Raw genomic sequence first — 12,132 nt, 5'->3', positions numbered from 1 at the left:
CTGTGCAGGTCAGGGTGATTCCGGTCAATTCGCGTCAGGTGTGTTCCGAGACCCGACTTATGGTTCGGAAGTGGGGAGTTTCGGGGCGCCACAGACGGACGCATCAGACGCAGAATTGCTCGCGGCACACATCGCCGGTGAGCGGTACGCGTTCGAGGAGCTGTTCTATCGGCACCGCCACCAGCTGTACCGGCTGGCCCGCCTGACGAGTCACGACCCGCAGGATGCCCTGGATGCCCTGCAGGACGCGCTGTTCAAAGCCCACCGCCACGCGCCGCGGTTCCGGCACGACAGTTCGGTCCGTAGCTGGCTCTGCCGCATCGTGGTGAACTCCTGCCTGGACCGACTGCGCCACAACAAGTTTCACCGCACCGAAGAACTCAGTGACGCCACCTGCCAGACCGCGGACCCCGCGCGGCGCATCGAGACGACCATCGTCATCGAACGGGCACTGCTGCGGCTGCCGGTCGAACAGCGGGCGGCGGTGGTCGCCGTCGACATGCAGGGCTACTCGGTCGCCGAGACCGCCGCGATGCTGGGCATCGCCGAAGGCACCGTCAAGAGCCGCTGCTCGCGGGCCCGCGCGAAGCTCGCCCAGTCGCTGGCGCATCTCGCCGACTGACGGGCGCCGGTCACGTGACGTTTTCGCGCCGCACACCGGGGACGACGTCCCAAGGGTCTGTGCGGCAGCCGGATTAGGCTTCGGCAGGTGGACGACGAACAGGCCGATCAGTCCGTCTCCCTCGAGCAGCTCGCCGACCTGCAGGCCGGGCTGCTCGACGACGCCACGGCCGCCCGGTTGCGCCGGCGTATCCGCGACGATCCGGCACTCGCCCGTCGCTACGCCGAGCTCGAACAGGTGCGTCGCGATCTGCACGACCTGGCCGACGACGCCACCGCGAGTGACCTGCCCGCCGAAGCCACCGCGCGCATCGGGTCCGCCCTTCGTGACGCCGGTCCCCAGCCGGCACGGCACACCGTCGTCCCCGGTCGCCCGGCCGGCCACGGTGCGCGGAGCGCACGTCCCGCCGTTGTCGCCGCCGCGGTGGGTCTGATCGCGGTCGGCATCGGCGCCGTCGTGGTGTTGAGCGGATCCGACGAACCGGCCCCTATCTCGGCCGGCCCCAAGGCAGCGTCACTGACGGTGCAGCGTCAGGCCGGGATGCCCTGGCCCGACCGGCAGATCCTGGGCCTGCGCACCCGGCCACCCGAGCTGGGGACGCTCTCCGCACCGGAGCGCCTGCGCTCCTGCCTGGCGGGCCTCGGTTACGCCCCCACGACGGCTGTCCTCGGCGCCGCCACCCTGACCATGCACGACCGCGCCCAGGTGCTCCTGCTGCTCCCGAAGGCCGATGGCGGCGCCGTGATGGCCCTGGTGGTGTCTCCCGGCTGCAACGAGGCCGACGCCGGCCTGATCGCCGACGCCGTCATCCCCGATGCTGCGGGGACCCCGACACAACCGGGCCGCTGAGCCCCCCCCCCCCGGAGCCCGCCAAACGGCCGGGAACACCGGCACTTACCCTGGTGTTATAGGCGTACCGACTCTGGCAGCAGGCCAACCAGGTATGAGCCTGACCAGAGCCAGATGAAAGGCGGCCATGACCACCCAAGACACCGTGCACGACGTGATCATCATCGGCTCGGGGCCGGCCGGCTACACCGCTGCGGTGTACACGGCTCGCGCCCAGCTCAAGCCGCTGGTTTTCGAGGGTGTCCAGTTCGGCGGCGCTTTGATGACCACCACCGAGGTGGAGAACTACCCGGGCTTCAAGGAGGGCATCACCGGCCCCGAGCTCATGGAGGAGATGCGCGAGCAGGCGCTGCGGTTCGGCGCCGACCTGCGCATGGAGGACGTCGAGGCGGTTTCGCTCGACGGCCCCATCAAGACCGTCACGGTCGACGGTGAGACCCACCAGGCCCGCGCCGTCATCCTCGCCATGGGCGCGGCTGCCCGTCACCTCGGTGTGCCGGGTGAGCAGGAGCTGATCGGGCAGGGCGTGAGCACGTGTGCCACGTGTGACGGTTTCTTCTTCCGCGACCAGGACATCGCCGTCATCGGCGGCGGCGACTCCGCCATGGAGGAGGCGACGTTCCTGACGCGCTTCGCCCGCTCGGTGACCCTGATCCACCGCCGCGACGAGTTCCGCGCCTCGCGGATCATGCTCGAGCGCGCCCAGGCCAACGAGAAGATCACCTTCGTCACCAATACCGAAGTTGTTGCGGTGGAGGGCGATTCGAAGGTCAGCGGGCTGCTGCTGCGCAACACCGCCACCGGCGAGGAGAGCAAGCTTCCGGTCACCGGCGTGTTCGTCGCCATCGGCCACGACCCGCGGTCGGGGCTGGTGCGCGACCTCGTCGATCTCGATGACGAGGGCTACGTACAGGTCAAGGGGCGCACCACCAGCACGTCGCTGGACGGCGTGTTCGCCGCCGGCGATCTGGTCGACCACACCTACCGGCAGGCCATCACCGCGGCCGGCAGCGGCTGCGCGGCGGCCATCGACGCCGAACGCTGGCTGGCCGAGCACCACGGCTGATCGTCCTTCCCCCACAGAGTTCACCCGAGAGGAGCAGTACATGAGCGAGGGCAGCGCAACGCTGACCGTCACCGACGGTTCGTTCGACAGCGACGTCATCAAGAGCGGCACCCCGGTGCTGGTCGACTTCTGGGCGACATGGTGCGGACCGTGCAAGATGATCGCCCCGGTGCTCGAGGAACTGGCCGGCGAGAAAGCCGGCGAGCTGACGGTCGCCAAGCTCGACGTCGACGCCAACCCCGAGACGGCCCGCAGCTTCAACGTCGTCTCGATCCCGACCCTGATCCTGTTCAAGGACGGCGAGCCGGTGAAGCGCATCGTCGGGGCCAAGGGCAAGGCCGCCCTGCTGCGCGAAATCGCCGACGAACTCTGATCGCGGCAGCGGCTGCGCACCCGCCGGATTCGGCGGGGCGCACCGCTGCTGCCTGTGAAGTTGCGGATTCCGGCGGGGCGTCTGCGACAATGGGACTCGGCGTCCCGCCAGTGCGCAGCTGTCCACTCGCCTGGCGTCCGTGATTGAAAGGCCAGGAATGTCGATACTGCGTCGCGGTGACCGGGGAGGTTCGGTCACCGAGATTCGGGCCGCACTGGCCGCCCTGGGACTGCTGGACAGCCCCGACGCGGATCTCACCACCGGGAAGCACGTCGCTCTCGATCTTTTCGATGAGGATCTGGACCAGGCCGTGCGGGCCTTCCAACAGCAGCGTGGACTGCTCGTCGACGGCACGGTCGGTGAGGCAACCTACCGCGCGCTGAAAGAGGCCTCGTACCGGCTGGGGGCGCGCACGCTGTCGCACCAGTTCGGTGCCCCCATGTACGGCGACGACGTCGCCACCCTCCAGGCGCGCCTACAGGACCTCGGTTTCTACACCGGTCTGGTCGACGGTCACTTCGGCTTGCAGACCCACAACGGCCTGATGTCTTACCAGCGCGAGTACGGCATGTTCCCGGACGGCATCTGCGGTCCGGAGACGCTGCGCTCGCTGTACTTCCTGGGTTCCCGGGTCACCGGCGGTTCGCCGCACGCGATCCGCGAAGAAGAACTCGTCCGACGCAGCGGACCCCGCCTGACCGGAAAGCGGATCATCATCGATCCGGGCCGCGGCGGCGACGACCGCGGACTCATCATGACCAGCCGGTCCGGCCCGGTCAGTGAAGCCGACGTCCTGTGGGATCTCGCGAGCCGCCTGGAAGGCCGGATGACGGCCATCGGCATGGACACGTTCCTGTCCCGCCCCGTCAGTGGCAGCCCGGCCGACGCCGAGCGCGCCGCGACGGCCAACGCGGTCGGCGCCGATCTGATGATCAGCCTGCGCTGCGCCAGCCTGCCCAGCCCGGCGGCCAACGGCGTCGCCTCGTTCTACTTCGGCAACTCGCACGGTTCGGTGTCCACCATCGGCCGCAACCTGGCCGACTTCATCCAGCGGGAAGTCGTGGCGCGCAGTGGTTTCCGCGACTGCCGTACTCACGGCCGCACCTGGGATCTGCTGCGATTGACCCGGATGCCCACCGTCCAGGTCGACATCGGCTATGTGAGCAACCCGCACGACCGCGAGCTGCTGACCTCCCCCGGTCACCGCGACTCCATCGCGGAAGGCATCCTGGCCGCCGTCAAGCGGCTGTACCTGCTGGGCAAGAACGACCGTCCCACAGGCACTTTCACCTTCGCCGAACTGCTGGCCCACGAGATGTCGGTCGAGCAGGCCGGCCAGGCCGGCGCCTAGCCCTGCTGCCCTCAGGGTTTTCGTCCTGCGCGCCACCGCATTTCGGTGCGCGGGCTGGTTGAATCGGTCGGTATGAGTGGCCACGCCACGGTTCTCGTGACCGGCATGTCCGGGGTCGGCAAGTCGACGACACTGGCCGGCCTCGCCGAACGGGGTTACGCCACAGTCGATACCGACGACGGGGAGTGGATCGACGTCGTCGACGGCGAGCCGCTCTGGCGCGAACCTCTCATCGACGAGCTGCTGAAGCAACCGCGCGACGGGCCCTTGTTCGTACAGGGCACCGTGGCCAACCAGTGGCGCTTCTACGGCCGGTTCGATGCGGTCGTACTCCTCACCGCCCCAACCGATGTCGTGTTGGATCGGCTGCGACACCGGACCAACAATCCGTTCGGCAAGAGTGCCGACGAGCGCGCCCGGATCCTGGCCGACATCGCAGAGATCGAGCCGCTGCTGCGGCAGTCGGCCACCCACGAGATCGACACGACCCGCCCGCTGCCGGAGGTGGTCGACGCTCTGGTCGCCATCGCCGCGAAGGCGGTCTAGCGGGCTCCGCTCACTCGTGCCCGCCCCGAACTCCGTCTCCCCCAGCGTCGTCCCGCAGGGGCCGCCACTGAGGCCTCATGGCCCGCCTGGCGGACCGGGAAGCGCAGGACGCCCAGACGTCCCCGGATCGCCCGGCCGCGCCCCCGATTTCGACCGCGAGGGCGGTTGCGACATGAGCGTCACGTGACGCTTGTTCCGGTTGGTCCTGGGTAATCGTGATTCAGGCCCCAATGGCGGGTGTTCCGGCTTGGAGTCCCCATGTCGCTGACCGGATTGGGTTCTCCCGATCACAACCACCGTCGGGCCAACAGCGCCACCGGTGACGCGCACCCGACACCGATGAGCGCGAGCACCGTCAGCGATGCTGCCGCACCTGAGGCCACGAGCTGCGACCCCGCCCAGGCGCCGGAGAAGATCCCGACTTGAAACGCCAGCACGTACAGATAGGACGCGAAAGCGGCATTGGGGCAACGCTTGATGAGGATCGTCTGCATGGTCGGCGCCCAGCACGCAAAGGCCGCTCCCCACAACAGAACTGCCGCGACGAACAACCCGCGCGAGCCAGTCAGGCTCAGCGTCGCGAACGCAATCAGCAGACCCGTCAGGGCCGCGACCACGACGGCGTAACGGTGTCGATCGAGCACCCGTCCGGCGACGACGACCGCCGCCAGCGCGGCGCCGCCATAGCCCAGGAGCAGAACCGGGAGCCCGGCGGCCGAGATCCCGATGTCGCCGGCCAACACCGTGATGAACGAATACGGGGCATAGGCGGCGGTCACCACCAGCAGCGTCAGTACGCAGACCGCCGCGACAGTGTGCGGCTCACCGGCTCGGCCGGCGGTCGGCGCCGTCACGGTACGACCGATATGGCGGGGAATCAGCACGGCAATGGCCGCCGCCAAGATCAGGGCAAGCACCGCCAGCACCAGCGACGCGGCTCTCCACCCGATGAGTAGGGAAAGCTGGGTGGTAAGCGGGGATCCCCCAGCCAACCCCAGTGCCGCCCCGACGAACACCAGCGCGGTCGCCTGCCCCGCACGGCCGGCGGGTGCGAGAGCACTGGCCAGCACCGGAGCCAGGGACCACACCGAACCATGCAAGATCGCGCCGACGACCCGGGCGAAGACGGCCCACCCGGGCGTCGGTGCGACGGCCAGCAGCAGTTGCGACAACGACAGTGAAGCCAAGGCGGCAGTCAGCATGACGCGATGCTCGACGCGACGAGTCGCCAGAGCCACCGGAATGATTGCCACACCAGCAGCCACCGCGTACACGCCCACCAACAGCCCCGCAGCGGGCACTGCCGTGTGCAGTCCGTCGGCCATCTGCGGGACGACGCCGACCGGAAACATCTCTGCGGCGAGGTACACGAAGGCGGCGGCAGACAGCACGGCGACCCGCCAGTGCCACCTGTCCGTCACAGCTGGTGTGCCAGCAGAAACTTCCGAATATCGGAGATCCATATCCGCCCCTCGTCCGGTGTGAAGATGTGACCGGCGTCTGGATATTCCACCAGGACTGAGTCAGGTATGCCCGCTGCCAGAGCGTGCGCCGAGGACGGCTGCACGATACGGTCCCCGCCCGCCGCCACGACCAACGTCGGGATCGCGACTTCCGCGAGGCGGTCGCGGAGGTCGATTTCGGCGGCCAGGGCAGCCTGCTGCGGACTGCCGGCCGGGATGCTCGCGCGGACGTCGGCCACGATCTCGTCGAGATTGCCGGCCTCGTCGAACGCCGACGGCGACGACACTGCTGTCAGGAACCGCGCCAGAACGTCTCGGTCGTGCGAGGCCAGATAGCGCCAGACATCGACCACCAACCGCAACTGTGGATCGGCGTGCGCGAAGCCCACCGTCAGGACCAAGGCGCTGACGGCCTCGGGATGACGGAGTGCCGCGGTGATGGCAACCGCCGAGCCCAGAGATAGGCCGACGATGGGGAATCGCTCGAAGCCGGCCGCTCGCCCGGCGTCGACGATCGCGTCAGCCAGATCGTCGACGCGATACGAACCCGCGGTCAACGGACTGGCTCCCGAGCCCGGATAGTCCACGCCGATCAGCGTTCGCTCGCCGGCCATCTCGTCCATGAGTTGGCCGAAATTCAGTGCGACACCGCCACCTGCTCCGTGCGCGAGAAGCAGGGCGGGACCGGAGCCGACGCGGGTGACCGTCAACGTGGAAAGTAGGGAATCGTTGGGCATGCGGCGAAGTTAAACCCTGACATCAGCGTCAAGGTCAACCCAAGAGGAGCTCGCGTGCGCATCGGTGAAGTAGCGGCGGCAACCGGCAGCTCGGTCAGGTCGCTGCGCTACTACGAGGCGCAGGGTCTGATCGCACCGCAACGCCGGTCCAACGGCTACCGCGACTACCCCGCCGACACCGTGGAAAATGTGCGCCGCATCCGGATGCTGATCGACACCGGTTTCGGCGTACGCACCATTCGACAACTACTGCCCTGCATCGACGGCAGCGCGGTCGACATGTGCCCGGCCATCGCCGCCGCCATCAGACAGACACTGGCCGAGATGGACGCCCGCATCGGCGACCTGAATCTCCGCCGCGCACGCATCGTCCAACTGCTTGACGGCCAGTAGCCGACTCGCTGGGGGGGGGTGAAGGCGTCGGGTGCTGCATTCGGCTTCCCCCCTCCCCTGCCCGCACTGGCGCGCCATGTCGATCCCAGGCTGGGCAGCGCGCGCCGACGGTGCTCTTGGCGACTCCGCTTCGGCGCGCACGCCAACGGCGCCCCCAATCCCGCACCGCGCAATTGCGGCGCTGAGGTCGTTCGCGCCGAGGACGTGCGGGCGGCCTACGCGTACCCGACCAGACGTGTGTCTCGTGTCGCGGATCAATCGCAGCCGGGTGTCGGTTGGGGAACGGCCTAGTGGTTCGGTCAGTCGGGCCGGCGCTCGGGGGCTTCACCGGCGGCGCCGGAATGGACAGCCGATGTGCGACCGACGTACCCACCCACCGACCATCGCGACAGCCACGTGGACCGCTGGCCGTGTCTTGCCTGCGCCGCCGATTCCGACCAAGTCGGCTGGGCGTCAGGGCGCCGCGCACTTCCGGCATCTCGACTCGGTCGAGCGATGACGTTCGGCCGGCGGGACACAGGAGCCGCGCAGTGCTGCTCGGTTGGTCTGGCCGATACCGGTTCCGCGTCGGGCAGCCGTAGCGCGCCGGTGTGAATTCCGGGCGACGCCTACATGGCCGCGGCACCGGCGCGACTCCAGCGCGATCACCGCGACCCACGTGTGACCGCACGGATTCCGATGTGGGTGCCGAGGGTGCGGCGGCGGCCGGTACCGGCGTCGGGGCCCCGCGGACTCTCATCGATTTGGCCGATGTTTCACGTGGAACGGCCGCGCTATCTCCGCGGTGGAGTGAACCGTTCGACAGCCTCTGCAATCGCCGCCGCCATCGCCGGGCTGCCCGTGTGGCCCGAGTCCTCGATGATCCGGAGCTCGGCGCCCGGCCATGCCTGAGCGAGTTCCCACGCCGTCCGGACGGGCGCGGAGAGGTCGAGGCGACCGTGGATCAGCACGCCGGGGATGCCGGCCAATCGGTGCGCGTCCCGCAGCAGTTGGCCGTCCTCCAACCATGCCGCGTCGGCGAAGTAGTGCGTGCAGATCCGAACGAAGGCCAGTCGGCCGGCATCGATCTTCGCCGAGTACTGACCCGGCTTCCCCCAACGCCTCATGGGCTATCGCGGCGTCTTCCCACGCACACCAATCCTGCGCGGCCCGCTCGCGCACAGCGGCGTCCGGGTGCTCCATCAACCGGCGATACGCCTCGACCAGACTGCCGTCCCGGTCCCCCTCGGGCACACCGTCACGGAACCGCTGCCACTCGGCAGGACGGAAGCGCCGCAGTCCGCGGTACAGCCAGTCGACCTCCTGCGGCCGCGTCATCGTCACGCCGATCAGCACGATGCCGAGCACGCGATCCGGGTGCCGTTGCGCGTAGGCGAGGATCAACGTGGACGCCCAGGAGCCGCCGTACAGCAGCCAGCGATCGATGCCGAGATGACGGCGCAGCGCCTCCATATCGGCGAGGAGATGCGCGGTCGTATTGCACGACATGTCGGTCGACGGGTCCGCCGCGCTCGGCACGCTGTCACCGCATCCACGTTGATCGAACGCCACGATGCGGAAGCGCTCCGGGTCGAACTGTTTGTGTGCGTTGCGGGACCTGCCGGCGCCCGGGCCGCCGTGGACGATCAGAACCGGCTCCCCGACGGGACTGCCGCGGGTCTCCCAGTACATCCGGTTGCCGTCGCCGACGTCGAGCAGTCCGCAGTCGTCGGGCTTCGACGAGGCGTCAGGCACGCGTGTTCACCGTGGAACCCGCTCCCCTATCGACCGGTGTGCGGCGTCCACAGCGCGGGGCTGGTGACCGCCCCGACGGGCTGTTGCAAGGCGCTGCTCTCCAGCAGTCGCTCCAGCGCCGCCTCGACGTCCGCCTTCCAGCCGAGTCCCTGTTCGAGTTCCAGCCGCAGTCGCGGGAAGTAGGGGTGCGGCGCCACGATCTCGAAGCCGTTGTCCTGAAGGAAGTCCGCTTCGATCACGCACTGATCGACGGCGCACTCGCCGAACGCCTCGATCGTCGCCGCCAGCTCCTCCGGACAGGCCTGTGTCCCACCGAGACGGGCAACCTCGGTGGTCCGGCCGAACGCCTCCAACGCGCGTACACCACGACGAACCAGATCGGCGACGACGGCAGCGATCAGGTGGCGCGACAGTCCGTCGCCGTCGTCGGGGCAGTCGACTCCGATCGTCGTCAGCAGGACCGCGTCGGGGCTGACCGGCCCGGTGGGAAAGCGCCCGGCCCGCGGCACGGCGCGCGGCGGCGCATAGAACGCATAGCCCAGACAGGGCGCGTCATCGTTGGGGTCCTCGGCACGGTCCGGATCGCACGCGACCGCCAGCTGTCCGCACGATCCCCACTCGAGCATGACCATCGACAGCCATGCTTCCTTCTCGAACTCCGGGTCGCTGAGGTGGTCGCTGTCCCCGAGTGTTGACGGATCGACTTCCCAGAAGACACAACGCCGCGCATGCTTCGGCAGCCGCTCGAACGATTCGAGGCGCAGCGGCGTGATTCGTGAACTCACCAGACTCCCGTCGTCCACCCGATCGGATCAGGCTGCTCTACCAGGATAAGAGACGCCGGCGCCGTCGACTCGATTTGTTCAGTCGGGATCGACGTCGACCGGACGCTGAACTGTTCCACGTGAAACATCGCGCATCCCCTCCCCGTCCGACACTCCCCCGAACATCACCGTCACAGTGACGTAACGGGGCCTTGTCCCTGGTCGGGTTGTCGCAGACCCGAAATCGGGTCGGTCAGCCCTGTTCCGTCTTCATCAGTTCGACGATGCGCTGGAGGTCGTCAACCGAGCCGAACTCGACGACGATCTTGCCCTTGCGCTTGCCCAGGCTCACCGTGACCTTGGTGTCGAACGCGGTCGACAGCTGCTCGGCCACGTCCTGCAGACCGGGCATCTGGATCGGCTTGCGCTTGGGCGCCGGCGCCGGCTTGTCACCGTCGCGGTTGGCCAGCGTGACCGCTTCCTCGGTGGCACGCACGGACAGCCCCTCGGCCACGATGCGGGCCGCGAGCTCCTCCTGCTTCTCCGGTCCCCCTTCGAGCGCGAGCAGCGCCCGGGCGTGGCCGGCCGACAACACGCCCGCGGCAACGCGACGCTGCACCGCGATGGGCAGCTTCAGCAGCCGGATCATGTTCGTGATCACCGGACGCGACCGGCCGATGCGGGTCGCCAGTTCCTCGTGGGTGACGTCGAACTCCTCCAGCAGCTGCTGGTAGGCCGACGCCTCTTCGAGCGGGTTCAGCTGGACCCGGTGGATGTTCTCAAGCAGCGCGTCGCGCAGCATGTTGTCGTCCGCTGTCTCGCGGACGATCGCCGGGATCGCCGTCAGGCCGGCTTCCTGCGAGGCGCGCCACCGGCGCTCACCCATGATCAGCTGGTAGCGATGCGGTCCGGACGGCTGGCTCAGCTCGCGCACCACGATGGGCTGCATGAGCCCGAACTCACGAATGGAGTGCACCAGTTCCGCGAGCGCGTCCGCATCGAAGACGCTGCGCGGCTGGCGCGGGTTCGGCTGGATGGCCGACGGCTCGATCTCGCGGTACACCGCGCCGATCGCCTCGGCTTCGGCCCTGGCCGCCGCGGCCGAATCTGCGGCTACCGCGCCATTGACCGGACCGGCCGGACCGCCACCGCCGATCAACACGTCGGCAGCCGCAGACCCCATTCGCAGCGAGGTGTCCTGCTGCCCGTCCTCGGGTGCACCGGTCGGGATGAGTGCCGCCAGCCCCCGTCCGAGTCCGCTGCGCTTCTTCGGCTGCGACATCGTTACTTCCTCACTCCCGACTCGCCACGCTGGGCGAGTTCACGGCTGGCGTCCAGATAGCTCATTGCACCACGTGATCCCGGGTCGTAATCCAGGATCGTCATGCCGTATCCCGGTGCCTCGGAAACCTTGACGCTGCGTGGGATGACGGTCCGCAAAACCTTATCGCCAAAGTGGTCTCGGACGTCCATCGCGACCTGGTCGGCGAGTTTGGTGCGGCCGTCGTACATCGTGAGGACGACGGTCGTGACGTCCAGCTGGGGGTTGAGGTGCGCCTTGACCATCTCGATGTTGCGCAGCAGCTGACCCACGCCCTCCAGGGCGTAGTACTCGCATTGGATCGGGATCAGCACCTCGGGCGCCGCCACGAGTGCGTTGATGGTCAGCAGACCCAACGAGGGCGGGCAGTCGATGAAGACGTAGTCGAAGTTGTGGTCTTTGAGCGTCGCGAGGGCGTTCCGCAGCCGGGTTTCACGTGCCACCATGCTGACCAACTCGATCTCGGCGCCGGCCAGGTCGATGGTCGCCGGGACGCAGTACAGGCGCTCGTTGTGCGGGCTCCGCTGCAGTGCGCTCTCCAGGGTGATCTCCCCGATCAGCACCTCGTACGACGACGCGGTGCCCGGCCGGTGTTCGATGCCCAGCGCGGTGCTCGCGTTGCCCTGAGGGTCCAGATCGATGACCAGAACATTGAGTCCCTGCAGGGCCAGGGCCGCGGCCATGTTGACCGCCGTGGTGGTCTTACCGACGCCGCCCTTCTGGTTGGCGATGGTGAACACCCGCTGATGCGTCGGCCGCGGCAGCTGCTGTCCCTTGGCGCCGTGCAGGATCTGGACCGCGCGTTCGGCTTCCGCCCCGATCGGCGTATCCATCGTCACGCTCGGCCACGTTTCACGTGAAACATCAGACTCCCCGTCGCTACGCTCGCCCCTGGCATCGCTCACTGCCTTTC

The 12,132-nt window shown here is 68.5% G+C and carries 12 protein-coding genes and 1 pseudogene; 7 read left to right on the top strand and 6 right to left on the bottom strand.

Annotation, left to right across the window (positions count from 1 at the left end; all coding sequences use genetic code 11):
- Window positions 1-70: 70 nt before the first annotated feature.
- From sigM to ACJH6I_RS08855, 6 genes are all read left to right on the top strand, one after another.
- Window positions 71-622, top strand: a complete 552-nt coding sequence (gene sigM, locus ACJH6I_RS08880) for an RNA polymerase sigma factor SigM (protein WP_064857446.1) — start codon at window positions 71-73, stop codon at window positions 620-622.
- 87 nt (window positions 623-709) lie between these two features.
- Entirely contained in the window at window positions 710-1,471 is a 762-nt protein-coding gene (locus tag ACJH6I_RS08875; RefSeq protein ID WP_406783957.1) for a hypothetical protein, read from the top strand.
- A gap of 127 nt (window positions 1,472-1,598) precedes the next feature.
- A complete protein-coding gene (gene trxB / locus ACJH6I_RS08870) occupies window positions 1,599-2,537 on the top strand; it encodes a thioredoxin-disulfide reductase (protein ID WP_061006396.1) in 939 nt (312 codons plus the stop codon).
- 40 nt (window positions 2,538-2,577) lie between these two features.
- The gene (gene trxA, locus ACJH6I_RS08865) at window positions 2,578-2,910 is read left to right on the top strand and encodes a thioredoxin (protein WP_061006395.1); all 333 of its coding nucleotides are present in this window, start codon (window positions 2,578-2,580) and stop codon (window positions 2,908-2,910) included.
- Window positions 2,911-3,067: 157 nt separating this feature from the next.
- Window positions 3,068-4,261, top strand: a complete 1,194-nt coding sequence (locus ACJH6I_RS08860) for an N-acetylmuramoyl-L-alanine amidase (protein ID WP_064857443.1) — start codon at window positions 3,068-3,070, stop codon at window positions 4,259-4,261.
- A gap of 72 nt (window positions 4,262-4,333) precedes the next feature.
- On the top strand, window positions 4,334-4,807 hold the full coding sequence (locus tag ACJH6I_RS08855; protein WP_318985837.1) for an AAA family ATPase: 474 nt from the start codon (window positions 4,334-4,336) through the stop codon (window positions 4,805-4,807).
- A 287-nt stretch (window positions 4,808-5,094) separates the two neighbouring features.
- Here ACJH6I_RS08855 and ACJH6I_RS08850 read toward each other — a convergent pair whose 3' ends face one another.
- Both ACJH6I_RS08850 and ACJH6I_RS08845 read right to left on the bottom strand, forming a co-directional pair.
- Window positions 5,095-6,228: an MFS transporter gene (locus ACJH6I_RS08850; protein ID WP_318985838.1), complete on the bottom strand. Its 1,134-nt coding sequence runs from the start codon at window positions 6,226-6,228 to the stop codon at window positions 5,095-5,097.
- On the bottom strand, window positions 6,225-7,007 hold the full coding sequence (locus tag ACJH6I_RS08845; RefSeq protein ID WP_318985839.1) for an alpha/beta fold hydrolase: 783 nt from the start codon (window positions 7,005-7,007) through the stop codon (window positions 6,225-6,227). The genes ACJH6I_RS08850 and ACJH6I_RS08845 overlap by 4 nt, the downstream gene beginning before the upstream one ends.
- A 54-nt stretch (window positions 7,008-7,061) precedes the next feature.
- Between ACJH6I_RS08845 and ACJH6I_RS08840 the strand changes: the two genes are divergently transcribed.
- A complete protein-coding gene (locus ACJH6I_RS08840) occupies window positions 7,062-7,400 on the top strand; it encodes a MerR family transcriptional regulator (protein ID WP_318985840.1) in 339 nt (112 codons plus the stop codon).
- A gap of 773 nt (window positions 7,401-8,173) precedes the next feature.
- On the opposite strand, the pseudogene pip reads toward ACJH6I_RS08840, so the two are convergent.
- The 4 genes and pseudogenes from pip to ACJH6I_RS08820 form a co-directional block, all read right to left on the bottom strand.
- Window positions 8,174-9,071: pseudogene (pip, locus tag ACJH6I_RS08835) on the bottom strand (prolyl aminopeptidase).
- A gap of 89 nt (window positions 9,072-9,160) precedes the next feature.
- Window positions 9,161-9,919, bottom strand: a complete 759-nt coding sequence (locus ACJH6I_RS08830; RefSeq protein WP_318985841.1) for an acetyltransferase — start codon at window positions 9,917-9,919, stop codon at window positions 9,161-9,163.
- Window positions 9,920-10,151: 232 nt separating this feature from the next.
- The gene (locus tag ACJH6I_RS08825; RefSeq protein WP_318985842.1) at window positions 10,152-11,180 is read right to left on the bottom strand and encodes a ParB/RepB/Spo0J family partition protein; all 1,029 of its coding nucleotides are present in this window, start codon (window positions 11,178-11,180) and stop codon (window positions 10,152-10,154) included.
- Between the two features lie 2 nt (window positions 11,181-11,182).
- A complete protein-coding gene (locus ACJH6I_RS08820; RefSeq protein ID WP_020099888.1) occupies window positions 11,183-12,052 on the bottom strand; it encodes a ParA family protein in 870 nt (289 codons plus the stop codon).
- Window positions 12,053-12,132: the final 80 nt, after the last annotated feature.

Origin of the sequence: Mycobacterium sp. SMC-13 (assembly GCF_045311035.1) — a bacterium.
GTDB lineage: Bacteria > Actinomycetota > Actinomycetes > Mycobacteriales > Mycobacteriaceae > Mycobacterium.
This window is presented reverse-complemented; position numbering and strand designations above follow the sequence as displayed.

Bases quoted from the DNA above. Each gene is read 5' to 3' on its own strand.
- trxB (WP_061006396.1), top strand. From the start codon at position 1,599: ATGACCACCCAAGACACCGTGCACGACGTGATCATCATCGGCTCGGGG.
- trxA (WP_061006395.1), top strand. From the start codon at position 2,578: ATGAGCGAGGGCAGCGCAACGCTGACCGTCACCGACGGTTCGTTCGAC.
- ACJH6I_RS08860 (WP_064857443.1), top strand. From the start codon at position 3,068: ATGTCGATACTGCGTCGCGGTGACCGGGGAGGTTCGGTCACCGAGATT.
- ACJH6I_RS08855 (WP_318985837.1), top strand. From the start codon at position 4,334: ATGAGTGGCCACGCCACGGTTCTCGTGACCGGCATGTCCGGGGTCGGC.
- ACJH6I_RS08845 (WP_318985839.1), bottom strand. From the start codon at position 7,007: ATGCCCAACGATTCCCTACTTTCCACGTTGACGGTCACCCGCGTCGGC.
- ACJH6I_RS08825 (WP_318985842.1), bottom strand. From the start codon at position 11,180: ATGTCGCAGCCGAAGAAGCGCAGCGGACTCGGACGGGGGCTGGCGGCA.
- ACJH6I_RS08820 (WP_020099888.1), bottom strand. From the start codon at position 12,052: ATGGATACGCCGATCGGGGCGGAAGCCGAACGCGCGGTCCAGATCCTG.